The organism is Bradyrhizobium sp. (assembly GCF_035273305.1).
Taxonomy (GTDB): domain Bacteria; phylum Pseudomonadota; class Alphaproteobacteria; order Rhizobiales; family Xanthobacteraceae; genus Bradyrhizobium.
Map to the genome: position 1 here is coordinate 1 of NZ_DATEPI010000167.1, position 25,139 is coordinate 25,139.

At 60.0% G+C, this 25,139-nt stretch carries 21 protein-coding genes; 4 read left to right on the forward strand and 17 right to left on the reverse strand.

Annotation, left to right across the window (positions count from 1 at the left end):
- Positions 1–404 (reverse strand): dioxygenase (locus VJV58_RS11750; protein ID WP_324137516.1); only part of this gene is annotated, 404 nt, incomplete at its 3' end.
- 134 nt (positions 405–538) lie between these two features.
- Here VJV58_RS11750 and VJV58_RS11755 point away from each other — a divergent pair.
- Positions 539–1,813 (forward strand): serine hydrolase domain-containing protein, encoded by a 1,275-nt coding sequence (locus VJV58_RS11755; RefSeq protein WP_324137517.1) that lies wholly within the window; start codon positions 539–541, stop codon positions 1,811–1,813.
- A gap of 17 nt (positions 1,814–1,830) precedes the next feature.
- Here the strand turns inward: VJV58_RS11755 and VJV58_RS11760 are convergent, their stop codons facing one another.
- Together VJV58_RS11760 and VJV58_RS11765 are read right to left on the reverse strand one after the other, a co-directional pair.
- Positions 1,831–2,565: a cytochrome c biogenesis CcdA family protein gene (locus VJV58_RS11760; RefSeq protein ID WP_324137518.1), complete on the reverse strand. Its 735-nt coding sequence runs from the start codon at positions 2,563–2,565 to the stop codon at positions 1,831–1,833.
- 223 nt (positions 2,566–2,788) lie between these two features.
- Positions 2,789–3,049: a hypothetical protein gene (locus tag VJV58_RS11765; RefSeq protein ID WP_324137519.1), complete on the reverse strand. Its 261-nt coding sequence runs from the start codon at positions 3,047–3,049 to the stop codon at positions 2,789–2,791.
- 456 nt (positions 3,050–3,505) lie between these two features.
- On the opposite strand from VJV58_RS11765, the gene VJV58_RS11770 reads away from it, so the two are divergent.
- Positions 3,506–3,901, forward strand: coding sequence for a helix-turn-helix domain-containing protein (locus VJV58_RS11770; RefSeq protein ID WP_324137520.1), 396 nt, complete (start codon positions 3,506–3,508; stop codon positions 3,899–3,901).
- A gap of 11 nt (positions 3,902–3,912) precedes the next feature.
- Here VJV58_RS11770 and VJV58_RS11775 read toward each other — a convergent pair whose 3' ends face one another.
- Positions 3,913–5,595, reverse strand: a complete 1,683-nt coding sequence (locus tag VJV58_RS11775; protein ID WP_324137521.1) for an FAD-dependent oxidoreductase — start codon at positions 5,593–5,595, stop codon at positions 3,913–3,915.
- A gap of 54 nt (positions 5,596–5,649) precedes the next feature.
- Positions 5,650–6,633, reverse strand: coding sequence for a tripartite tricarboxylate transporter substrate binding protein (locus VJV58_RS11780; RefSeq protein ID WP_324137522.1), 984 nt, complete (start codon positions 6,631–6,633; stop codon positions 5,650–5,652).
- 151 nt (positions 6,634–6,784) lie between these two features.
- Here VJV58_RS11780 and VJV58_RS11785 point away from each other — a divergent pair, with 151 nt between their 5' ends.
- Positions 6,785–7,627 (forward strand): enoyl-CoA hydratase, encoded by an 843-nt coding sequence (locus VJV58_RS11785; protein ID WP_324137523.1) that lies wholly within the window; start codon positions 6,785–6,787, stop codon positions 7,625–7,627.
- Between the two features lie 1,123 nt (positions 7,628–8,750).
- On the opposite strand, the gene VJV58_RS11790 is transcribed toward VJV58_RS11785, so the two are convergent.
- The 12 genes from VJV58_RS11790 to VJV58_RS11845 form a co-directional block, all read right to left on the reverse strand.
- Positions 8,751–9,830, reverse strand: coding sequence for an isocitrate/isopropylmalate dehydrogenase family protein (locus VJV58_RS11790; RefSeq protein WP_324137524.1), 1,080 nt, complete (start codon positions 9,828–9,830; stop codon positions 8,751–8,753).
- Positions 9,831–9,875: 45 nt separating this feature from the next.
- Positions 9,876–10,943, reverse strand: a complete 1,068-nt coding sequence (locus tag VJV58_RS11795) for an alcohol dehydrogenase (protein WP_324137525.1) — start codon at positions 10,941–10,943, stop codon at positions 9,876–9,878.
- A 47-nt stretch (positions 10,944–10,990) separates the two neighbouring features.
- The gene (locus tag VJV58_RS11800; protein WP_324137526.1) at positions 10,991–11,977 is read right to left on the reverse strand and encodes an oligopeptide/dipeptide ABC transporter ATP-binding protein; all 987 of its coding nucleotides are present in this window, start codon (positions 11,975–11,977) and stop codon (positions 10,991–10,993) included.
- The gene (locus VJV58_RS11805) at positions 11,974–12,927 is read right to left on the reverse strand and encodes an ABC transporter ATP-binding protein (RefSeq protein ID WP_324137527.1); all 954 of its coding nucleotides are present in this window, start codon (positions 12,925–12,927) and stop codon (positions 11,974–11,976) included. The genes VJV58_RS11800 and VJV58_RS11805 overlap by 4 nt, the downstream gene beginning before the upstream one ends.
- 35 nt (positions 12,928–12,962) lie before the next feature.
- The gene (locus VJV58_RS11810) at positions 12,963–13,835 is read right to left on the reverse strand and encodes an ABC transporter permease (RefSeq protein WP_324137528.1); all 873 of its coding nucleotides are present in this window, start codon (positions 13,833–13,835) and stop codon (positions 12,963–12,965) included.
- A complete protein-coding gene (locus VJV58_RS11815) occupies positions 13,822–14,772 on the reverse strand; it encodes an ABC transporter permease (protein WP_324137529.1) in 951 nt (316 codons plus the stop codon). The genes VJV58_RS11810 and VJV58_RS11815 overlap by 14 nt, the downstream gene beginning before the upstream one ends.
- 6 nt (positions 14,773–14,778) lie before the next feature.
- Entirely contained in the window at positions 14,779–16,320 is a 1,542-nt protein-coding gene (locus tag VJV58_RS11820; protein ID WP_324137530.1) for an ABC transporter substrate-binding protein, read from the reverse strand.
- Positions 16,321–16,454: 134 nt separating this feature from the next.
- On the reverse strand, positions 16,455–17,657 hold the full coding sequence (locus VJV58_RS11825; protein ID WP_324137531.1) for a CoA transferase: 1,203 nt from the start codon (positions 17,655–17,657) through the stop codon (positions 16,455–16,457).
- Positions 17,658–17,835: 178 nt separating this feature from the next.
- The gene (locus VJV58_RS11830; protein WP_324137532.1) at positions 17,836–19,071 is read right to left on the reverse strand and encodes an MFS transporter; all 1,236 of its coding nucleotides are present in this window, start codon (positions 19,069–19,071) and stop codon (positions 17,836–17,838) included.
- Between the two features lie 123 nt (positions 19,072–19,194).
- A complete protein-coding gene (locus VJV58_RS11835; RefSeq protein ID WP_324137533.1) occupies positions 19,195–19,689 on the reverse strand; it encodes a PRC-barrel domain-containing protein in 495 nt (164 codons plus the stop codon).
- A 28-nt stretch (positions 19,690–19,717) separates the two neighbouring features.
- The gene (locus VJV58_RS11840) at positions 19,718–21,919 is read right to left on the reverse strand and encodes an amylo-alpha-1,6-glucosidase (protein WP_324137534.1); all 2,202 of its coding nucleotides are present in this window, start codon (positions 21,917–21,919) and stop codon (positions 19,718–19,720) included.
- 81 nt (positions 21,920–22,000) lie between these two features.
- Positions 22,001–23,764 carry an ABC transporter ATP-binding protein gene (locus tag VJV58_RS11845; protein WP_324137535.1) on the reverse strand — a complete coding sequence of 588 codons (1,764 nt, stop codon included), beginning with the start codon at positions 23,762–23,764 and terminating at the stop codon, positions 22,001–22,003.
- A 283-nt stretch (positions 23,765–24,047) separates the two neighbouring features.
- Here VJV58_RS11845 and VJV58_RS11850 point away from each other — a divergent pair, with 283 nt between their 5' ends.
- Positions 24,048–25,118, forward strand: coding sequence for a glycosyltransferase family 4 protein (locus tag VJV58_RS11850; protein ID WP_324137536.1), 1,071 nt, complete (start codon positions 24,048–24,050; stop codon positions 25,116–25,118).
- Positions 25,119–25,139 lie beyond the last annotated feature (21 nt).

The following is a 25,139-nucleotide window of genomic DNA, read 5'->3' on the forward strand; positions in this document are numbered from 1 at the left end:
TCGGTCACTCGGCTCTGCACGAACATCCGCTCGCCCGGGATGTTGGCGGAAATATCGGTGCCGTGCGGCATCGGCCTGTGCTCGCCAACGTAGAACGGCCCCAGCACCGTCGTCTCGGTGGCGCCCTCGCGATCGCGATGATTGATGGCGTCAACCAGCATCGAAACGCCGAGCACGTCCGACAGCAGAATGAATTCCTGCCGGCTCGCGCTGCACTTCTGGCCGACCCGGGTCAGAAAATCGATCGCGTAAGCCCATTCCTCGAAGGTAAGGTCGGTCTTGCGGACGAAACCATGCAGCGACCTGACCAATTCTTCCATCAGGAACTTGACACGCGCGCTTGGCGTCTCCTCAAAGCTACGCATCACGGCGGCGGTAAGCTCGCTATCCCTGAACTCGGTCATTGCAACATTCCCGGCGTTATGTTTCGACGGGGACCCTACACCGGCGGCGGTGCCAGCGTAAGCACATCGCGATTGGAACCAATCACAGTTTGAGCTATCAACTCCAGTCTTAAAAATTTCCGGAGATTGTGCCGATGTTGGCCCCTGCCCCCGCCTCGCCTGAATCCGCCGGCATGTCAAAGACCGGTTTCGATCGCATCGAAGCCCATCTCAAGCAAAAATACATTGATTCTGGCCGCTTTCCGGGGACCCACATGCTGGTGTTTCGCCGTGGCAAGGTGGTCCACAGTGCCGTGCAGGGCTTCGCGGACGTCGAGCGCAAGGCGCCGATGAAGGACGACACCATCTTTCGCATTTATTCGATGACCAAGCCGCTGACTTCCGTGGCCTTCATGATGCTGGTGGAGGAAGGTCGCGTCGCGCTCGACGAACCGGTCCACAAATACATTCCGGAATGGAAGAATCTCGGCGTGTTTCAGGCGGGCACGGCGTCGGCATTTTTGACCAAACCACCAACGCGGCCAATGCTGATCGTCGACCTGCTGCGGCACACGTCGGGTCTGACCTACGGCTTCCAGCAGCGTTCGAACGTGGATGCCGCCTACCGCGAGATGAAGATCGGTGAGGTTGAGAAAAGGGGAACGCTGCAGTCGATGATCGAAGACCTTGCGAACATTCCGCTGGAGTTCTCCCCTGGAGAAGCGTGGAATTATTCGGTCGCTACCGATGTGATCGGCTATCTCATTGGAAAGATCAGCGGCAAGCCGTTCGAGCAATTCCTGAAAGAGCGAATCCTTGAACCGCTCGGCATGAACGACACCGGGTTCTTCGTACCACCCGATAAGGCCCATCGTTTCGCGGCCTGCTACTCGGCCGACCCGAAAGGTGGAATGACCTTTCACGCCGCGGAGCGAAAGGGAACCCTGACGCTGCAGGATGATCCGACGAAAAGTTCGTTCCTGTCGCCACCCTCGTTCATCTCGGGCGGTGGCGGATTGTGCTCGACTGTCGCCGACTATCTCACCTTCTGCCGCGCGTTGCTCAATCGCGGCGAACTGGGGGGCGTCAGGCTGATCGGTCCGAAGACGCTGGCGCTCATGACTTCAAATCATCTGCCCGGCGGATGCGATCTTCCAGCAGTGTCGCGCTCGCTGTTTAGCGAAGCGGCTTACAACGGCATCGGCTTCGGACTCGGCTTCGCGGTCACCATGAATCCCGCGCTAACGCTGATACCGGGGAGCCCCGGAGAATATTCCTGGGGCGGCGCCGCTACCACGTCATTCTGGATTGATCCCGCGGAAGACCTGATCGCCATCTTCATGACGCAAGTGCTGCCCTCGAGCGCCTATCCGATCCGGCGTGAGCTGCGCACGATGGTCTACGCGGCGATCACCGACAGCAATCTCTAAAGCGCGAAAAGCTGCAGCTAGCCGAACTTCTGCAGCGCCGGAAATGTCTCGAGTAACCAGATGCTCACCGAGGATATGCCGCCTGTCAAAAATACAATTCCGGTAATGACCATCAGCACTCCCATTACGCGCTCCACGGTCGCAAGGTGGCGTTTCATCCGCGAGAACACGGTCGAAAACTGTTCAACCATAAAGGCCGCGACCAAAAAGGGGATGCCAAGTCCGAGGGAATAGATCGCCAGCAGCCCGGCACCCTTGCTTACGGTCGCCTCGGCGGCAGCAACCGACAGGATGGCAGCGAGGATCGGACCTATGCAGGGCGTCCAGCCGAACGCGAATGCCAGCCCCATCAGATAGGCTCCCCACAAGCCGACCGGCTTCGGTATCGGCAAGCGCCCTTCCCGCATCAGCAACGAGATGCGCGTTAGCCCAAGGAAGTGCAGGCCCATCATAATGATGATGACGCCCGCGACGATCGAAAGCTCGGCGGACCAGGCGCGCACCAAGCCCCCGATCAGCGATGCGCTGGCGCCGAGCGCCACGAACACGGTGGAAAAGCCGAGCACGAACATCACGGCAGATATCATCACCGCCCGCCTGGAAGACGATGCCGCGCCGTTATTGGCGACCTGTTCGATGGTCGCACCGGTTAGATAGATCAGGTAAGGCGGGACCAAGGGCAGGACGCACGGCGACAGAAAACTGACCAACCCCGCAATCAGCGCCGCCGGGATCGAGACATCGTTGATCATGCGGACAACGCCATGGTTGAGAGTTCGGACCTTGATTTGGCCAAGCCCGGCAACAGAAGGCGCCAGCTCGATCCAGCTTCATGGACCGAACAGGCGAGAGTGCGCAACAGAGCTGCCATGATGCGAAGGGGCTTGTCGACAATTCGTCGGGTATATCGTGGTCAAGAATGCGGCATCGTTGCCCGTCTCGCCGTGCCCGATCCGTGATCGGACCCGCCGCCCGCTATTTGACGACTTTCAGGACCGGACGCCAGCGCTGCCGATGCAGCGGCGTTTCTTCCGCTTCCTGTGAATGATCCCCAATGATGGCATCGCACAACGCCTTCAATTCCAGATCGGAAACTCGATTGAGCTTTATCCGGATTTCGAGGATGGCTAAAGCCAGCAGGTGCGCGGCCTCGGCGCTCGCGCACTCGACCAGACCCGTCTGGCACTCCTGGAGCACGGACAAAATCGACTGCAGTCGTTCTTCTGAATCAGCCACCGCGGTTCTTCCATAGCCGAGCTTGCGCCATACGCTGCGAAATGATCACGAACCTTTCGGTCATTGTCCAGCAGCGGACTCGGTTTGGCACGGTACGGCAGTTCCTGCATACAGCCGATCGGAGGATGGCATTTTGTTCTGCGCGCGCCGGTGGCGGCTCTTGCCCGGATTGTCGTGCTCTAACGCAACAAGCTGCGGCTTGCTGTCGCGGCGGCGGTGAGCCGCAACACCCGGCGGAGCAAAATGATACCTTTAAAGGCTCATGCTGCGCAACTAGCTCGCGTTTTGGGCGTCAAAAACCCGGCCCGCCACTGTCGCTGCAGCCTGCAGGAGGTGTTGAAGCCTGCGCGAAACAACGATTCATCGATCGAAGCGATTTCAAACCTGTATATATAAGAGTGAATCCCCGAACCATCTGTTTGGGAGCTTTAATCGACTGAAAGACGGTGAAGCAGAATGAATAAGTCAGCGGCAAAGAGGATGAAGCAGCGGAGTGCGGGCAAGCCCGACATTGAACTCGGAAAACGAATCCGGCTGCGGCGGGTGGAACAAAAGATTTCGCAGGCGGAGCTCGGGGACAAGCTCGGCGTCAGCTTCCAGCAGGTTCAGAAATACGAGAAGGGCGTCAACCGCGTGGGTGCTGCGCGTCTCCAGCAAATCGCCACCGCACTCGACGTGCCCGTCACCTTCTTTTACGACGGTGACGGTAAGGCGCGTGAGGTCGAAAGCCTGCTGTTCCTCGACAGCGCGTTCAGCCTCAGATTGCTGCGGGCCTATAGCAAGATCAAGGACCAGACGGTTCAACGTCAGCTTGTGTCGTTGATGGAATCGATTGCCGCGAACGAGGACTAGACTTTACTCCACTAGCCGATCGACAGCTTGGCCGATTCAAATTGTGCCGGGCTATCGATTGCGGCGCCGCGGACGCGATCGATTAGCGCTTCTGCATCTGATGGTATCGTGTCGCCGCGCCATGCCACATGTTGGTCCGGCCGCGACAGTACTAGTCCACTCTCATAAAAGCCCGCAGCGGTGGGGCGGCGCATATCGAGGAGCTTGAGAGGCAATCGCCTGCTGTCGGCCGCCGACAGCAGCGAAGCAACGTCGGCTTCAGGATCGAATCTCAGCAACGTGAACTCGGGTCCCATCGCATCGTAGAGCGAAGTACCGTCTTCGAGCCACACATGTGGCGTGCGACAGCCCGGAACAGTCGATGGTACGTAACTCTCCATCGTGTAGGCCGGATGTTTGGCCCCCTCATAGACGATGATCGGTGAGCGATCGTAAAAGCTCCCGAAATTGAGCCCAGCGCAGGCATATTGCTGGACGTTGATGTCGTAGGTGAGACGCCCGATTTCGCTTCGCGCAATTTCGCCTCTCGGTCCCGGTTCTTCGATTTCGGCGGGTATGGCGCCGCGTCGGCGAATTTCAGCCTCGGCGTGCGACATCGCAAATCGCGAGACCTGGCTGGTAATAGGCCAGCGCTCCGCCTCATAGGCATCGAGGATGGAAGATGACGCCCAGCCGTTGAGATGCGCAGCCATCAACCAGGACAGGTTCATCGCGTCGGCAATTCCAGCGTTCATGCCGTAGCCGGCGTAGGGCACCCAGATATGCGCGGCATCGCCGGCGATAAATGCACAGCGATCGCGAAATCTGTCGGCAATCAGGCGCCGTCCGTACCAATCCTCTCGCGAGATAACATCATATTGGAAATCAGGGCCGACGCCGAGGATGGTCCGGATGCATGCATCACGGTCGACGGAATCGAAGTCCAGCTCATCGGGCTTCAGGTAATTATGCACCAGCCATCGCTCGCGGCCGTCGATGGCGTACACCATCCCGGCGCGCCGTGGGTTTATGGCGCCGGTGCCCCATGCACGCTCGTGTCGCTGGCGCCCGATCAGGTCGGGAGCGCGGATGAAGGTCGATTGCACGCGCTGCACGATGGCGTCGCCGCTCAGTTCGGCGCCAATGGCCTTGCGGATGATCGAGCGGGCCCCGTCGCAACCGATGAGATAGCGGCAACTCCAGCGCCTCACCTCGCCGGTTTCCAGATCGCGCACGCCGACGCTCGCCGAGCTCTCCTCTATCACCACCTCTTCAACCGAGGTCCGGTTGATGATGCGAATACGTGGATTGGCCGCAGCATGATCGAATAGGATTGGCTCGAGAAATATCTGGTTGATCCGATGCGGCGGCTCCGGAGTCGGCCAGTTGCCATCAGGACCATCTTTGCTCGTGAAACGGTCGCGGCGGCAGGGAATTTGAATGCGGGCTAGCTCCTGGCCCGTAAAGCTGGTGCGATAGCTGATGTCGTGTGGATAATCCGCCGGCAGACCGGCATTGCGCACTTTTTCTGCCAGCCCAAGCCGCCTGAAGATTTCCATGGTGCGCGCGGCCACGTGGTTGCATTTGGGATCCGGCGACGCGGCGCGCGCGCGCATCTCCACAACCGTGACGTTGATGCCACGCCATGCCAGGTCGATCGCGAGCGTCAGCCCTACCGGCCCCGCCCCGACGATCAGCACCTGGGAGTCGGTCATTTCGGCCATGCGTCGCGCTCTGTGCCGAGCCCCTCACGAGAATAGATCCAGTGCTCACTCCAGCTCGGCACCGGACTTCCTTACGATTTCAGCCCAACGGTCGACCTCGGCCTTGATGTAGCTTGCAAAGCTCGCGGGTGTCGATGGTGGCAACGGTTCAAGCGCAAGCCTGATGAGTTTGTCGCGTGTGGCTGGATCCGCGGCCAGCTGTTCGATTTGCGTCGCCAGCCTATCGACGATCGCCGCGGGCATTCCGGCCGGACCGACCACGCCCTGCCATGCAACAAGCTCAAAGCCGGCCAGTCCGCTCTCCGCCAATGTCGGAATGTCGGGCGCGGCAGCCACGCGCTTCAGCGTGGTTACCCCAAGCACGCGGACCTTGCCTTCGCGGATTTGCGGCAAGGCCGGCTGAAGGTCCATCACCATGAAGGGAATATGGCCCGCGATCACATCGAGCATTGCCGGTACGCTGCCGCGATAAGGCACATGACGGATTTCGATGCCCGCTGCGGTCTTCAGCATTTCCGCGCCGAGATGGTGCGGACTTCCGTTGCCAGCCGAGCCATATGCCAGGCCCGGGTTCGATTCCGCGTAAGCGATGAATTCAGACAGTGTCGCCGCAGGAATCTGCGGATTGACGATCAGTGCAAACGGCACCGCTGCCAGAATCGCGATCGGCGTGAAGTCCTTTACCGGATCATATGGCAACTTCTTGTAGAGCGTTTTGTTGATGGCAAGTGTGGTGGAGGTTGCCATCAACAGCGTGTAGCCATCAGGCTGAGCGCGCGCGACCTGTTCCGCCCCGAGCGTGGTGGCGGCGCCCGGCTTGTTCTCAACGACAAGCTTGGCACCAAGACCAGTCTGGAGCCGATCGGCGACAAGTCGTCCGAGCAAGTCGGTCGTGCCACCGGCCGGATAGGGAACGATCATCTTGATGGTCCGGCTGGGATACGCCGGTTCGGCGCAAGCCTGCAGCGCGGCCAGCGAAGCCAGGCCACTACCAAGCCCAGCTATTGCGCCTCGACGTGTTAACAGCATGAATTCCCCCGGATATCCTTTTCGTTAGGCGAACGCCCTCGCAAACCACATTAACCGGTTCGAAGGCAGGTCAAAGGCCACCAAAGTCCCATCTGTCCTGCACGGTTGCAACCGCCGCGGTAGAAACCTAATCAGAAGAACGAGTCCGCTCATGACCGGAAAGCCACTTTCGATGCTGAACGCTCCCAAGGCCACCGATAAATCCTTCGCAGACGGCAAGATCCTGCAAAGCGTCACCGAAGGAGTTGGCGTCATCACCTTCAACAATCCAGAGAAGCGCAATGCCATGTCGCTGGACATGTGGGAAGGACTTGGCCACGCACTGATGGAATTGCGCGATGACCCCGATGTACGCGTCGTAATTCTGGTGGGGGGCGGGGATAAAGCCTTCGTTTCCGGCGCTGATATCAGTCAGTTCGAAAAAACGCGTCACAACGCCGAGGCCTCGGAAGAATATTCCAGACGTAGCGCCGCCCAGCGCGCTTTGTTGGCCGATTATCCGAAGCCGACCATTGCCTGCATCCGTGGTTTTTGCCTCGGCGGCGGGATGCAGGTTGCGATGCTGGCGGATATCCGTATCGCCGCCGAGAACAGCCAGTTCGGAATTCCTGCCGCCAGGCTTGGCATTGCCTACGGCTATGATGGGCTCAAGCATCTGGTCTCGCTGGTGGGACCGTCCTGGGCGCGGCTGCTGATGTATACGGGCATGCGGATCGGTTCTGCCGAGGCGGTGCGGATCGGATTGGTGGATCGCGTGGTCCCAGATGCGGAACTGTGGAGCGCGACCGACGAAATCGCCCGAACTATTTCGGCCAACGCGCCACTGGCGATTCAAGCGGCCAAGATCACGATCGCTCAGGTGTTAAAGGATCCCGACAAGCGTGACATGGACGCGATCAAGCAGATCGGCATCGCCTGCATGGACTCGGAGGATTTTCGCGAAGGACGGCGCGCGTTCATGGAAAAACGCAAACCGCAGTTCAGGGGCCGATGATTTAGCCTTCGGGGGCCATTGAGCGCCGGCGCGTAAAGGCTGATTTGGTGCCCTGTCCAGTCCCACCCGAAAAAACATTTCCCTACCCGGCAGACCCAAATCAAATCCATAACCCGCGCCGTCCTGTTCCAAACGAGGGGCGTTGCGCAACGTCACGGAACGTGGTGCGGGATGCAATGGACGCTGATAGCGCGCTTGACGAAACGTGCGAAAGCGGACGGCGAAGTCGTGTGGTCCTGACGCCTCGACGCTGGCGTCAAGTTGGCGGAAGTAATTTCGCCGGCGACGGTGACAACAAAGCCCGATCACCGGGGAGAGCGCGGTATAAGCCGTAAAACCATTGCGCGGGGAATGCCGGATGATTTCGGTGAACCTGTGGTGACTACACTCGTATGCTTTCTATTTTTGCATACGAGGCTGCGGGTGCATCGCGCGCCCGGCATTCCCTGCGCCCTCTGAATTTCAGATGGCTTTACACATTGGCCAACTCGCGCGGGAATGCGCAGCGAGATCGCGGAGATGTGGGTGTGCTTACAAGCGAAATCGCAGAGGAGTGCGCATCGGTGAATACCGCGTGTGCTTATCCCTCCCCCACTTGTTGTGGGGTCGAGACGAGCAAAGCTCTCGCTCTGAGGTGGCGCGAAGCGCCGGGTGGGGGTTGTTAGCGCGCACACCGAAACAGCCCCCACCCGTCCCATCGTTCGCGACGCTCACGATGTGCCACCCTCCCCACGAAGTGGGAGGGATAAGAAAGAGCGAGCTTCGCTCGCCACAATGGTGAAACGCCGTGCGCGCCAACTCTATCAGAGTCGTCCCTGCGAACGCAGGGACCCATAACCACAGGGCTCAATGGTTGGTCGGAATGGTTGAACAGTCTTGTTCGCAAGGAGCGCCGCGGAGTATGGGTCCCTGCTTCCGCAGGGACGACATCGAATGGTGGGTAATGGATCGCGGAGGTGTGGGTGAAAATACGCGCCGGCCGTCATTGCGACGAGCGGACGGGACGAAACAATCCACGCTTCAACTCGCTTCATGGATTGCGTCGCTTGCGCTCGCAATGACTGGATTCAACATCTTGCGTTTGGCTGTACGCGCCTTGCAATCAACGCACCTGGTCCGGCAGCTACAGCGCAGAAAGCACCGCGTTGGTGATATCGGAAGTACCGTTGCGGCCACCGAACTCCATTGGCTTGATGCCATCGGCGTAGGCTTTGTCGACCGCGCGTTCGATGCGCTCGCCGGCTTCGGCGGCGGCCTCCAGGCCGTGCTTCTCGGCGAGCCAGTCCAGCATCATCGCTGCGGAGAGGATCATCCCGGTGGGATTGGCCTTGCCTTGCCCCATGATGTCAGGCGCGGTGCCATGGCACGGCTGGAACACGGCATGACTATCCCCGATGTCGGCGGATGGAGCCATGCCCATCCCGCCGATCAGGCCTGCGGTCATATCGGAGAGGATGTCACCGAACATGTTCTCCATCACCATCACGTCAAAATCCCAGGGGCGCTTGACCAGCAGCGCCGAGCAGGCGTCGACGTAGAGCCTATCGGCCCTCACGGCTGGATGGCGCTTTGCGGCCTGATCGAACATTTCACGAAAGAAAGCAAAAGCTTTGAACACGTTTGCCTTATCCACGCAGGTCAGCGCGCCCGGGCGCCCGCGCGACTTGCGTCGCTCCGCCAGCCGAAAGGAAAACTCGAACAGCCGTTCCGAAGTCTTGCGCGTAATCACAAGCGTCTCGCGCGCTTCAACGTCGGTGACGACGCCCTTCCCCATCGACGCAAACAGACCCTCAGTGGATTCCCGGATCACAACCAGATCGATGCCGCGCTGATCCGCGCCGACGATCGGGCTCGGTACCCCCGGGATGAGCCGTGCCGGCCGTACCCCGGCATAAAGGTCGAAATGAAAGCGCAGTTCCACTTGCGGCATGATTTCGGTGTTATCGGGATAACGCACCGACGGCATTCCGCAGGCGCCCAGCAGGATGGCATCCGCTTCGTCACACAAGCGGACCGTGCTTTCCGGCATCGACTTGCCAGTCGCGAGATAGTTGTTCGCGCCTGCCGCAGCATCGGTAAAACGAAACTTCAGACCGGAGCCGTTCTCGATTCTGCGCAAGACCTCGAGCGCGGGGGCCATCACCTCGGGGCCGATACCATCGCCGCCGAGCACGGCAATATGCAACGCGTTATTAGCGGACATGGGAATTCCTTAGGTCAGCCCGGCACTTGCCGACGATACATGAACTTACGGCGTAAGCACCGCTCGCCCAACGAGCCTCCCCTTTTGCAGCTCGACCAGCGCGTCATTGGCCTGCGCCAATGGCATAGGCGTCACCGGAATCGGCGCGATCTTTTTAGTGCGCACCAGATCAAGCAGCTCCTGGGTCTCCCTGAGATTTCCAACATAGCTGCCCTGGATGGTGATCGCCTTGATTGGGATCAGTGGCAACGCCCACGGCGCGCCGCCGCCGAACAGGCCAACAATGACGAGCTTGCCGCCCTTCGTCAGGCAGTCGAAGCCAAGTTGGGTGGTCTTGGCGTTGCCCACCAGATCGATCACCGCACGGATCGGACCGCCGGCTTTTTGCGCGAGCTGCTCCAGTGCATCCGGCGCGCCACCGTCAACACTCGCGAGCGCGCCGGCTTTCTCGGCCGCCTCACGCTTGCGCGCGTCGATATCGACGACGATGGCGCCCTTGCCCCCCATCGCCTTCAACAGCGACAGCGCCATCAATCCGAGGCCGCCCGCGCCGAAAATAACGATCGGTGTGCTGAATGCGGCCTCAACCTTCTTCAGAGCGCTGTATGTCGTGACGCCAGAGCACGCATAAGGCGCCGCCGTCACCGGATCGAGGCCTTTCAGGTTGAGCAGATAGCGCGGATGCGGAACGGTCATGTGGTCGGCATAGCCACCATCACAGTAAACGCCCAGCGACGCCGGCTTCAAACACATGTTCTCGTCGCCCGCGAGACACGCATCGCATTTGCCGCAGCCGAGCCACGGATAGACCAGCGCAACGTCGCCGATTTTCAAATCGCCTTTGTCGGCTGCCTTGACATCCGGTCCAAACGCAAGCACCTCGCCGACGGTCTCATGACCCATCGTGCGCGGCAGCGAGACGCCGCGATCTTTCAAGGACAGCGGTTTTCGTCCATGACCGAGATCGTAACCGCCCTCCCAGATATGCAGATCGCTGTGGCAAACGCCGGCGGCTTTCACCTTGATCAACACCTGCGTTCCCTGCGGTTGCGGAGTCGGCTGATCCACCTCCTTCAAGGGGGCATTGAAATTGGTGACCTGAAAACTTTTCATCGCTTCTCTCCCACTCGCGCGTACTCAATAGGCTTACGATTAGATGCTTAGCCCGCCGGGATCAATGGATGATGGCAAGCGGCGAACTGATCCGGCGCGATCGGGCGAAGCTCGGGTATTTCCTCGACGCATCGCTGGTCCGCGCGCGGGCAGCGGGTACGGAAACGGCAGCCGGATGGCGGCGACATCGGCGATGGCGGCTCTCCGACGGGCACGCTTTCGGCCGGCCTCATATCCGGGTCCGGCACGGGAATGGCCTCGATCAACAACGCGGTATAAGGGTGCGCGGGGTTTGCAAATAATTGCTCTGACGGGGCAACCTCGCAGAGCCGACCGAGATACATCACCGCTACCCGATCGCTCACGGCTTTCACAACAGCGAGATCGTGGGCGATGAACAGTAACGTCAACCCGAAGCGCGATTTCATGTCTTCGAGCAGATTTAGGATTTGGGCGCGGATCGAAACATCGAGCGCCGAAACCGGCTCGTCGCAAATGATGAATTCGGGATTGAGTACCAGCGCACGCGCGATGCAGATGCGTTGGCATTGTCCGCCGGAGAATTCATGCGGCAAGCGTCCAACCACCAGGGAAGGATCGAGACCGACCGCACTCAGCACTTGGCAGACAATCTCCCGGCGTTTCCTGGCGTCCTTGACACCGGAAATCACCAGAGGCTCCGCGACGATTTCGCCGATACGCCGCCTCGGGTTCAAAGAAGCGATGGGATCCTGGAAAATCAATTGCACGCGCTGGCGCATTTTCCGCAAGCAATCGCCGTGCATCATGGTGAGGTCCTGTCCGTCGAACAGAACCCGTCCCGACACAGCTTGGCGTAACTGCAGCACCGCACGGCCCAAGGTGGATTTCCCACAGCCGGACTCTCCCACCAGGCCGAGCGTCTCGCCGCGCGCAACTTCCAGACTGACTCCGGAGACCGCGTGGATCGTTTTACCCGCGACCGTATATTCGACCACGAGGTCTTCCACCCTGAGCAGGGGGTCGCGCGCATTTTTTTGGTTCACCTCAATCATGCGCCAATCCCGACCGGCACCGCAATTGGATGGAAGCAGGCAAACTGGTGCTGCATGGATTCGCCCTCGAGAACGGGCTTCTGCTGATGACACAAGCCCGACGCAAAGCGGCAGCGTGGCGAAAACGAGCAGCCTCGGAGAGGCCGGGTCGGATCGGGCGGCCGTCCCGAAATCGCCGGCAGTGGCGTGTGCGGAGCGGCATCGATCCTGGGGATCGCCGCCAGCAGCGCCTGGGTATATGGCATGCGCATTTTCTTGAACAGCGCGGGCGTGGGCGCGCGCTCCACGATGCGGCCGGCATACATCACCGCGACTTCATCTGTCCTGCCGGCGACGACGCCGAGATCATGGGTGATGATAATCATGGCCATGTGCCGGCGACGCTGCTCGCGGGCCAGCAAATCGAGAATCTGGGCCTGGATGGTCACATCAAGGGCCGTGGTTGGCTCGTCGGCAATCAGCAGTTTCGGCTCGCACGACAACGCGATCGCGATAGCCACTCGCTGCCGCATGCCTCCGGATAGTTGATGGGGATATTGCGCCAACCTCTGCTCTGGGGCAGGAATGCCGACTGCAGCGAGCAGCTCCACGCTGCGTTTTTTTGCCGAGAGGCCGTCGAGTTCGAGATGCTCCCGCAGCGTTTCGATCAGCTGAGTGCCGATTGTCAGCACGGGATTGAGCGAGGTCATCGGATCCTGGAACACCACCGCAAGGGACCGTCCGCGGAGTTTCCGCAGGCGTTCGGGATCGAGGCGCACGATGTCCTGGCCATCGAACATCACCCGCCCTGACAAATTCGCTTTGTTGGGCAGCAATTGCAGGATGGCGCGCGACAGCATGGTTTTGCCGCAACCGGATTCGCCAACTATTCCCAGCGTTCGGCCGGCCTCGATCGACAGCTCAACATGATCCACCGCACGCAGATTACCTCGCGATGTCGGCAAATCCACCGACGCGTCCTCGATTGATAGTAATGGCCGCGCTGTCACAGTGCGCCTTGCCGGGGATCGGTGATGGCCCGCAATGTATCTCCGATCAGATTGAAGGAAAGTACGGTGAGAAACATTGCAACCGCGGGAATGAACGCCAGACGCGGCGCTATTTCGAGGCTCTCCCGCCCCTCACCGATCATGCTGCCCCAGCTCGATATAGGTGGTGGCACCCCGAGGCCGAGAAACGACAGCGCTCCCTCAACGACGATGGTGACTGCGACGCCAAGCAGGAAAAATGCCAGCAGCGGCAAGAACACGTTCGGCAACAACTCTCGCAACAGGATGCGCGCGTGCGTGGCGCCGAGTGCCTGGGCCGCGATCACGAATTCGCGGCGCGCAAGCGTGAGCGTCGCGGCGCGCGCCACGCGCATGAAGGCGGGGATGCCGAGCACGCCGAGAATACAGGTCAGATTAAGCAGCGATTGCCCGAGGTAGGCGGTCACGGCCAGCGCCAGTATCAACGGAGGAAACGCCAACAACACGTCCATACTGCCGACCACCAGCGATTCGAAGCGCCCACGAAAGTAACCGGCCAGGATTCCAAGCGCGCCGCCAATCGTAATCCCGATCACGGGCGCGCACAGGCCAACCGTGAGCGATACTCGCGCGCCATAAATGAGCCGAGCCAATTCGTCCCGGCCGAGGCCATCGGTGCCGAGCCAGTGCGAAGCCGAGATCGGCACGCGGCGTTCGAGCATGTCCATGTCCGTCGGACTGGGTAACGGCAAAACGGCGGCGAGGGCGGCGGCGGCAACAATGAATATGGTCCAGGCGATTGCGGCCCAGAACAGCCATCCCAGCCGGCGCGATCGCATGGCCGGACTGAGCGCGACCTCCTCGTCGATGCCGAGTTCAAGCGTGGCCATGGCGTATCCTGGGGTCGAGGACGGCGTAGAGCATGTCGACAATAAAATTCATCAGTACGAATCCACCGGCGACAAAGAGCACCACGCCTTGCAGGATGATGAGATCGCGGGTGTAGATGGCGGAAACGAGCAGCCGGCCAATTCCCGGCAACGCGAAGATGGTCTCAACGATAAGGGCGCCGCCGATCAGGCGTCCGATGTTGATCCCGGTGACGGTAATGAGCGTGAGCGACGATGGCTTCAGGGCATGCACGAACAGGATGCGCGACGCCTTCAAACCTTTAGCTTTGGCCAGAGCGATATAGTCTTCCTGCAGGGTCGCAATCATATCCGACCGGAGCACCCGCATGATTCCCGGCCATTCGGCGAGCGCCAGAGTCAAAGCGGGCAACACCAGGAAGCGCAAATTTGCCGCCGGGTCTTCCGCGAATGGCACGTAACCAGTGGCTGGCAGCCACCGCAGTTCGACCGCAAACAGGTAGATCAACAGGATCGCCGAGAGAAATGTCGGCACCGACAACATGCCGAACGCACTGCTGGTCATAAAGCGATCGAAGGAACTGCCGCTGCGCACCGCGCAAGCGATCGCGACGGGAACCCCGACGGCGAGCCCAATGATTTCGGCCAGCAGCATCAGTTCGAACGAGACCGGTAGCCGCTCGGCGACCGCCTGCAACACAGTCTGCCCGGTACGAAAGGACCTGCCAAAATCACCTTCGAACACATGCCCCAACCAACTGAAGTACCGCCACCAGATCGGCTGATCGAGTCCCATGTCGTGCCGCAAAGCAGCGACCTTCTCCGGGGTCGCCTGATCGCCGAGGATCACATAGGCGAGATCGCCCGGCAGCAGAGAGGCGATCAGGAAGGTCAACAGCGATACGGCAAGCAGAACGGGCAGAAGATAAAACAGCCGCCGAGCAACAAAGCCAAGCATAGCCTGTCATTCCAGCCAGACGTTCGATACGTCGATGACGCCGCCATAGATCTTCGGCAGCCCTTTCAGCTTAGCGGTCGAAATCGCGTAATAAGTGTTCTGGAAAGTCCAGAACCAGATCGCTTCCTGATTGATCAGCCTGCTGATCGCGCAATAATCCTCGATCCGCTGCGCAGTATCAGCGGTCGTGCGCGCATGCTCCAGCAATTTGTCCAGTTCGGGATTGGAGTAGTTGGCGAGCGCGACCGGGCTGCCGGTATGGAAGTTCGCGTACATCTGCGGGTCCGGATCGGCGAGATCGACGATGCGCCACGGCGTTATTTGGAACTGGCGCATGAAGGCGCGGGGCACGATGGTGGCCTGATCGACTTGCTCGATCTCCATATTGGCGCCGACCTGCTTCCAGAACTGTTGAAATATCTGGCCAGTATTGCGTCCGCGCGGCGTCGCAGTGACAATCATCTTGAAATCGACGGGCTTGCCATACTCCTTGATCAGGGCCTTCGCCTTCTCCACGTCGTTGGGAAGCGCACCATCGTCCTTGCACTTGACCCAGGAACCATCGCCATATGGATTGCTGGCCGGCCGGGCCAATCCATTGGTGAGGGCCTGCGACATCTTCTTGCGATCGATCGCCATCACCAAAGCGCGGCGCACGCGGACATCGTCGAATGGCGCGACTTTGGTGTTGAAGGCGGCGACCGCCGCGCCGGAGCCGGCATAGGTATGCACCTTCAACTTGGGATCTTTTTGAGCCTTCTGAATGTTGTCGGCATCCGCCTCGTCGTCCCAGATGAGATCTGCCTCGCCCGATTGCAGGCTGGCGAAGCGCGATTGCGCATCCGGAAGCGGCTTCAGAACGATGCGGTCGAGGTACGGATGGCCCTTGTTCCAGTAATCCGGATTTTTCTCGAGCACCATGCGGTCGCCCGCGGTCCATGACTTCAGAACGTAAGGTCCGGTGCCGACAGGATTGCGGTTGTAGTCCTCGCCCTTGGTCTTCCACGCCGTGGGTGACTGCATGACGTTGTTCGAGCTTTGAAGCGTCATCAGCGCCGGCATGTTCACCTGCGGGTCGTTCAAATTATAGACCAGCGTCAAATCGTCGGGCGCCTGTGCGTCGTGAATGTAGGATATGTAAAAGGCGCAGCGGCATTTGTTGGCCGGGTCCTTTTGCCGGTCGAAATTAAGCTTCGCCGCTTCGGCATTGAAGGGCGTACCGTCGTGAAATTTGACGCCGGGCCGAAGCTTGAACGTCCAGGTCTTGAAATCGTCCGAATGAGACCAGGAGAGTGCGAGCTTGGGTTGCACCTCGCCCTTATCATCGAGAGTCGTGAGCGTATCGAAAATGGCGGCGGCTGCGGTTTCCGCGGCCGTGTCGAATACGCCTACCTTCAAGGGATCAAAACCCGGTATATCCAGTTCGAGCCCTACGGTGATGCTGCCGCCCTGCTTTTGGGCCTGTGCGTTACTTGCGAACAGGGCAACTCCAAGCATCGTAGCAACGCAAATACCCGCGAGCGCCCGCGAGCGTGATGCTGATTTCATTTTGCTCCCTCCCGTATGCAATCCGTCCGGTGTTCCGGATCGGTAGTGACCTTCGATCAGATTGGCCGGAATCGCGGGCTGCGGCAAGGCCGAGACAGGAATGAGATGAAAGGCCGCAGTAGCGTCAACCTCAATCAGCGGAGTTCGGGAGCTAGCCGCTTTCCCGCGAAACCAGAGATTTCATCCTGGGACAACCCTGCGTCCTTCAGCAAGGCAAGTGTGTGCTCGCCCAAAGTAGCCATCCGTTTTCCCGCCGAAACTTCCGCGCCGGACATTCGGAACGGCAGATTCAAGACTTTGAACGTGCCGCCCTCATCTCTGACCTCGGACAGTGCGCCACGGTGGGCGATTTGCGGATCATTCATTGCCTCGGCGACCGTGCGATACGCGGAACAAGGGACGCCGGCGTTATTCAAATCGGCCACGCATTTTTCGGTGGAGAGGATGCGCGACCACCTCTCTACGCCATCCATCAAATCGGCCCAGTAGTCGCGGCGATCGGAATATTTCGCAAAACGTGGATCATCAATCCACTCGGGATGGCCGATAACTTTGATCAGGCTCTGGAAGGTCTTCTCGCTAGCGACCGCGAGCATCACGTACCCATCGGAGGTTTCGAGCGGGCCAAACAAAGGACGCGCAGTCGGCTTCACCTCAAATTGCGACCACTGCAATTCATTCAAGGTCAGGCTCAGCATCGATTCGAGCATCGAGACATCGATGTGCTGGCCTTCCTGACTGCCGTGGCGCTGGTGCAGCGCCGCCGAAATCGCTCCGAACGCATACACCCCGGTTAGAACATCCGCGTGATAGATCCCGCAATAATCCGGGCGGGATCGCCCGGGCTGATATGCAAGATGCGCCATCTCGTAACCCGACGCCGCATGGATCACGGGCGCGTAGGCCGGCAGCTCCGCCGACGGCCCGGTCTGGCCATAGCCCGAGATCGAACAATAGATCAGTTTCGGATTAAGCTCACGCAGCGAGCCGTAGTCCAGCTTCAATCGTCGCATCACGCCGGGGCGAAAATTTTCGACCAGAATGTCGGCCTTCGAGACAAGCCGCTGAACGATTTGAATGGCCGCGGGCGATTTCAAATCGAGAACGAGACTCTTCTTGCCGACGTTGAGTTGACCAAAAGCGGTGGAGCAGCCGTTGCGGAGAGGCGGACGCGTTCGCATCGTCTCCCCTTCCGCCGACTCGATTTTTATGACCTCCGCGCCCATGTCCGCGAGCATCCGCGTGCAATGCGGACCGGCAATGGTGGTTGAAAAATCAAGCACGCGAAGACCATCGAAACTCTTCCTCAAATCCACACCATCCAATGCCGCCGCCATCTTCAAAAACTCCCCTCCGGCCCGCGTAAGCCGGGACCCCGGCATCACCCTAAATCGCGGCGCTGATGTGGGGAAGCGACCCACGGGCACAATTTAGTGGCGCGGGGCCGATTTGGTGCCCCAGCGGCGGTCTCCGACGGCAGTTCCTTCCTTTCGCAGAGTGTCACACCTCTCATCCTTACCTTTGATTCTCAGGTGCGGGATGCGGGCTCGGCCGTGTCTCCGGCATGACAAACCAGATCAGCACAAGCCCCAATGCGGCGATGCCTGCCAGTCCGCTGAATGCGATACCGCTACCAAGGCGATCGCTGACGTAACCCGCCAGCACGGTGCTGAGCGACGCGCCGATGCCGGTAGCGGTACCGACGATACCCTGCGCCAGATTGAAATGACCGCTCCCGAACGCGACGTCCGCAACGATCAGAGGCACCATCACGCTGAACACTGCCGCGGTTATGCCGTCGAATACCTGCACGGCCACCAGCAGGTATGGATCGCGCACCGTCGAAAACATCAATCCGCGAACGGCCAGGCTGGCAAAACCCAGGAGCAGCAGCGGTCGCCGGCCCCATTGTTGCGCCAATCGTCCAACCTGCGGAGACACCAATGCAACGATGGCTTGCGGAACGATGATGCAGGCGGCGATCAGCACGGGCGCCCATTGAGCCGATCGGGTCGTGACCACACCCGCCATCAACGGCAGCATAGCGGCGTTTGCGAGCTGCAACAGCAATACACTACAGGCGAATATCACGAGCGGGCGCTGACGCACCAGGCTGAGGACGCTCGTGTTGGCGGCATCATTGGCATCGCGCATCAACGCGCCATGCGCCTGGGCCACGTCAATCTCGTGCTCGCGAATACGCGAAAGCGCGAGCAATGTCGGAACGGCCAGGATGAATGTGACCAGAAATACCGAACGACTGGAGATCAGATAGCCGGCGGTGCCCATCACTGCAGCGGCTGTTCCGTTCCCGAGCGAAGCAAATCGGGCGTTACGTCCAAGCCGCTCGCCCATCCCAATCGGCCCGACCAGGCCGAGACTGATCGCCGCGATGGCCGGTCCGAGCACGCAGCTCGCGGCAGCGTGCAGCGTCGCGGCAGTCACCACCACCGGAAAAATCGGCCACGACGCATAGGCGAGCGCGCTCATTCCGACAGCCGCAACTGCAAGGCCCGCCACCATCCGTTCGGAGCGGGCCGCATCGATGATCGCTCCGCCGGGCATTTGCCCGAGCAGCCCGACGACGCCGCCGATCGACAGCACGAGACCGATCTGGGCTTGGGTCCATTTCTGGGTAGTCAGGTACACGGCGATGAACGGTCCGAAGCCGGTCTGCACATCCGCCAGGAAGAAGATGAACCAGTCGAGACCGCGCAAGCTCTGGCGCGAAGGAGCTGCCGGCGTTGCCATTAGCGACTCTGATCGGTACGAGGAACAACTGTCGCTGCCGATCGCTCCCCCACGATCATGATCGACCCGGTCAATCGAAACGCGCTGGCGCTCGGCATCGTTTCTCACCACTTCGCGTTCCAATTATAGTGGCTTGAGAGTGCCCGATGCGCCAAGCACGACGATAGGCTGATCCTCCTTATATTCGGGAGCTGCTTTCACCTGATCCTTTGTCAATTCGAGCGTAATGCTGTCACCTTTATCCGCGACGCGTCCGAAATGCAGCGCGCTCCAGTCCACGACGATTTTTCTGCTGCCGACACCCAGAAACCCCCCGAAGTCAATAACAGCGGCACGCACGACTCCGGCGCGGTCGACGATGACGTCCACGATGCGTCCCATGTCCTCGTTCGCCGGGCTGCGGACGTCTCGGCCGAGCACGCCATGGGCCTCCTTTGCGCCAATGATCGTAACTGAAGGTGGCGGCGATTCCTGTTTGGGAGTCGCATTCGGTGGTGGAGAAGCCTGCGGCGATTTGCTCTCCGGAGGTGGCGAAGCAGCATCGTTTTGAGCCCAGCAGCCCTCCACCCCAACTAACGTCAAGCCTGCAATCAAGATGCACAGATGCTTCGCGGTCATAGCGGTTTCCTTGCGGCCAGATGCCGCGTCAATGCGCCATCACGATTGACACCTGGATATGACCACGCGTGTTCAATACTTCGAGCGATACCTCGTCGCCATGCCTTCTGACCCTAAGGTCGACACTCGATGGTCCCAGCCGCAGCTCGCGCAGCACCACCTCATTGAGAAACGTCGGCAGCCGCGGGTTGCGCATCCGGATTTCGCCGCGTTGGGAATCGAACTCAAGTCCGAGCGCCGCCTCTAACAACGTGAACGGAGTCGCGCTCGCCCACGCCTGTGGCGCACATGCAACGGGATAGAGTGTTGGCCCACGCCCCTTCTCCCGCCGAAATCCGCAGAACAGTTCCGGAAGCCGACGCAAATCCATGTAGGTGGCGGCTTCGAAAAGTCCCTTGAACACATGAGCGACCGAATGCTTTAGGCCGTACCGTGCAAAGCCCAGTGCGATCAGCGCGTTGTCGTGCGGCCAGATCGAACCATCGTGATACGACATTGGATTGTAACGCGCTTCGCCGTGCGCCACCGTGCGGATTCCCCATCCGGTAAAGAAATGCGGTCGCAACAAATCACTCGCGACCTTTCGGGCCCGGTCTTCGCGCACGATCCCCGTGAACAATAATTGTCCGGCATTCGAGCTTCGTACTTTGCACGGCTGTTTGGCGCCATCGAGCGCGAGCGCATATGTGCCAAGTTCCTCGCACCAAAAGGCTTCCTCGAAGCTTTCCGCCAAATGCTGCGCCTGGGCCTCAAGCGCTTGTGCCATTTCAGACTTTCCAAGCCGCAACGCGCAACGCGCTGCCAGCCGCTTGGCGGCAAAAACATAGCCCTGCACTTCCGCGAGCGCGATGTAGCCTTCGGCCAAACGGCCGTCGGCGTGAAATATCGCGTCGTAAGAGTCCTTCCAACCCTGATTTGCCAATCCCTGCTCCGACGCGCGTTGGTACTCAACGAAGCCGTCCTGGTCGGGATCACCGGCTCCATCGATCCAGCCCAGCGCCGCCTCGATCGAAGGCCACAGCTCCTTGAGCGTTCCCTCATCTCCGGTGCGTTCGACGTAAAGGCCTGCCAACAGCACAAACAGCGGCGTGGCGTCGACACTGCCATAGTATTGCTCAAACGGCACTTCGTGCAGCGCCGCCATCTCACCACCGCGCATCTCATGCAGGATCTTCCCAGGCTCGGCATCCGCGCGCGGATCAACGGAGTTAGCCTGATAAAATGCGAGCCGCTTCAGAACGCCGTGAGCAATGCGAGGGTCGATCCACAGCATCTGCAATCCCGTGATGATCCCGTCACGCCCGAACGTCGTGGAATACCAGGGAATACCCGCATAGGGATATCGTCCCTGCGGTGTCTCCGTCGTCAGCATGTTAAGGTCGGCCATGGATTGGCACAGCACCTCGTTGAAAATGTCGTTTGACGTTTCGATGCTGGTGGCACCCGCTGTGGAGCAGCGCATTTCGCGACGATGGGCCAGCAACCCGCGAAAGAAAGGAGCCGGCTTGAACGATGCCGGCTTGTTGCAGGATGCGGCAATAAATAGTGAGCTAGTCTGATGCGGCTCGAGCTTGAGATGATAGGTCGCGGAATTGACTGCAATCCGTGTCGGCCGAGGATCGAAGTGCAGCGCCAGCGTTCGCGAAACTCCGTCTAGACCTTTGTACTCCAGCAAAACGTCGCTAGCAGTGAGTAATCTGCTCGAGCCCGTCCCGCGCCGCGGACGCTGTTCGCCACGCACCTCAAACAGATCGGCAAAATCGTTGTCGAATAACAGTCTCAAATCCAGGCTCGCCAGCCGATCACCGTGATTCTGCAACCCGATCCGCTGATAAGCCGTTCCGCGCCACAGAAATATGGTGCGCACAATATGCAGCATGTCTTTTTGCAGCACGATCCGGCCATCTCGATAGATGTCAGGATTTGTGAGATCGACGGTCAGCCCCGAATTATCATCGCGGAGATTGGAGCCGAGCAGCAAAGGCTGAACTTCGTCCAGCACCAATTCCAGCCGGGCGAGATAACGGGTATCGGCGTTGAACAAGCCGTCCGGACCGCCGGCGGAAGCGCCGATGTCGCCATGACTGTCGAGCACGATAAAAGTGTCGTCGTGCTTGAGCGAGCGTCGCGGTCTCGCCGCGGGCCCGGTCATCGGAATGTAGAAAGGCGATTCCACTACCTGTTCGATGGTCCTTGCCATCGTAACTTGGGTAACGACTTCGGCTGCCATGAAACCTCGGTTTCCCCCCGCCGGGATTAAACGCTTCAAAACTCGTTACTTAGGCTGTATGTCAGGCTACGTTCAGGCCGCTCAGGCTGCGTGCTTCGCGAGCCGGTTCATCTCCTGCCTGACCAGTTCGCGATACGGACCATGGCGCTGCATCAGCCGGTCCGGTGGCCCATCCTCGATGATGGTGCCGGCCTTCAGCATCACCACCCGGTCGAAATTGCGCAGCGTCGCCAGCCGGTGGGCGATCGCAATGACCGTGCGCCCCCGCATCAACCGGCCGAGCGCTTCGCGGATCGCTTCTTCGGATTCGCTATCGAGTGCCGCAGTCGCCTCGTCAAGCAAGAGGATCGGAGCATCCTTCAGGAACGCGCGCGCAATCGCAATCCGCTGTCGCTGGCCCCCCGAGAGCTTCACGCCACGCTCCCCGACCATGGTTGCAAGACCCTCAGGCAGCGTTTCGACGAAATCGCAGCGCGCAGCGATCGCCGCACGCAGCACCTCGTCATCGGTGGCATTGGGGCGGCCATAGCGGATATTCTCCATGATCGACCGCTGGAACATGGCAATGTCCTGCGGCACGACGGAAATCGCCTGGCGAAGGCTTTGCTGCGTCACTTTTGCGATGTCCTGACCATCAATCGTGATCGTCCCCTCCTGCACGTCATAGAAGCGCTGGAGCAGGACAAACAAAGTCGATTTCCCACCGCCGGACTGCCCCACCAGCCCTACCCTCTGACCGGGCTGAAGCCGAAGACTGAATTTATCAAATACCTGAACTCCGCCTGGATAACGAAACGAAATGTCGTCGAAGGCGATGGCCGCGCCCCTCTTGACCAGCGGCTCAGCTTCCGGGTGGTCGCGCAAGTCGTGGGGCAACAGCAGCGTGGCAATGGCTTCGGTCAGCCGGGCGACATGCTGGGTGACGTCGACCAGCGCCACCGCCAGGTCGCGCGTCGCGCTCAAAATCGAAAGGCCAAGTGTGCAGACCAGGACGACGTCGCCGGTCGTGGCATCACCATTCTGCCAAAGCACAATGGCCCAGGCCAACAGAGCGATGGTCAGGGTGACGGTAACTCCGGCATGTATGATCCGCAGTTTCTCAAGATATCGCAGGCTTCGCCCCCGCGCCGTCACTTCGCGGGCGACGGTCGCGTCAAAACGGTCGTGCTCCAGGCTCAAGCCACAAAACGCCCGTACCAGCGGCATGTTGTTGATGACGTCCACCATTTCGCCATCAACGGCCGCGGCTTTGTCGGCGAAGTCGTCGTGCAGCGGCTTGCCTGCCGCAGCCAGGCGAAACATGGCCACCACCATTCCACCTGCAATAACAGTAAGCCCAGCCGCCATCGGCAGGCTCACGGTTCCGATCAGGATGATTGCCGCGACCGTCGCCATGCACGGCGGCAACACATTCCAAACGAACATGTTTTCCACCGTGAAGACCGCGTTCGATGTGGCGGTGATGCGGCTTGTCAGCATTCCGGGCAGCCGGTCGGAAAAATAGCTCGGCGAATGGCCTGTCAAGTGACGGAAAATATCCCGCCGCAGATCACCGGTAACTCCCACGAAAGTGAAGCTCGCGGTCCAGCTCGCAATTCGCCAAAGAAAGTTATCCGCAGCGATCAACGATATGAGCAAAATGAATGCCAGCCATACGTTGGCCGCTCGCGCGGGTCCTGAGGACAACCCATCGACGAGGTACTTCACCCCGTATTGCGTGCCGACAGAACAGGCGACAGCGATCATCACGGAGGCGACGATGACCACATGCGAAGTCGAACGCTGGCGCAAATAGCGCAGCACGAAAGCGAGCGGACGATTGGCATATCCAGAGAGACTATCCATGCGACTCAATTCGTTGGAGAAGACGACCTTTATGTGGAAGTGTCAGGACCGAATGCGACAACACGTCGGCGGTTCCCGTCGCGGCGCCATCAATACTGTGCAACAATCCTGCAACATTGAGCGTGATGAGAGGCTGAACAGCGTGACGGTACGAGCAAGAACACAAGTAGAAGAAGCTTGATGGCGAGGGAACTTCGCACGTGCGGAAACGTTCCATGTGAGGTACGGCGGTGCCAAGTGCGAGGCGGGGCTGAATTCATCAAAAACATAAGGAGAAGGTGAGATGCGCATCGCGCAGGTTGCTCCGCTGACGGAGGCTGTTCCCCCCCGGCTCTATGGCGGAACAGAGCGGGTGGTACACTGGCTGACGGAGGAGCTTGTCGCGTTGGGCCACGATGTCACGCTTTTCGCGAGCGGAGATTCGGAGACCTCAGCGAGGTTGGAAGCGACATGGCCAAAGGCGCTGCGCCTCGATGGAGCGGTCCGCGATCCCAACGCGCTGCACATCGTCATGCTGGAGCGCGTCCGGCAGAAATGCGACGACGAGGAATTCGACCTGCTGCATTTTCATCTCGACTACTACCCGTTCTCGTTGTTCTCCCGGCAGCCGACCCCTTTTTTGACCACGCTTCACGGGCGCCTCGATCTCCCGGAGCATCAACCGGTGTTCACGGTCTTCTCTTCTGTTCCGGTGATTTCTATTTCCGACGCCCAGCGGCGCCCGGTGCCGCAAGCCAATTGGATACGCACCGTCCACCATGGCATCCCAGAGAAGTTGTTGATGCCGCTTGATTTAAGGCCACAATACCTCGCCGTGCTCGGGCGGATCGCGCCGGAAAAAGGCGTGGACAGGGCTATCAGGATTGCGATGCGGTGCGGCATTCCGCTCAAAATCGCGGCCAAGGTGGACGCTTCTGACCAGGATTACTATGACGAGGTGATCCGGCGACTCATCGACGGCAATCCCCTGGTCGAATTTATCGGCGAGATAGGGGACCGCGAGAAGCCTGAATTTCTGAGCGGCGCCATTGCCTTGCTGGTCCCGATTGATTGGCCGGAGCCGTTCGGACTTGTCATGATCGAGGCGATGGCTTGCGGCACGCCGGTGATCGCATACAACCGCGGCTCGGTCGCCGAGATCGTCGATCACGGCCTCACTGGGTTTGTGGTCGACGATGAAGGTAGCGCGGTCGCGGCGGTCGAACGCGTTTTCGACTTGAGCAGATCTGCGGTCCGACAACAATTCGAGTCCCGGTTCACGGCCCGGCGCATGGCGCTGGAGTATCTTGAGGCCTACAATCGCCTAGTTGAGCCGGTCGAACCGAGAATCAAACTGGTGAGCAGCGCCGAGTGAGCTAGGCGTCATTGGGACCCG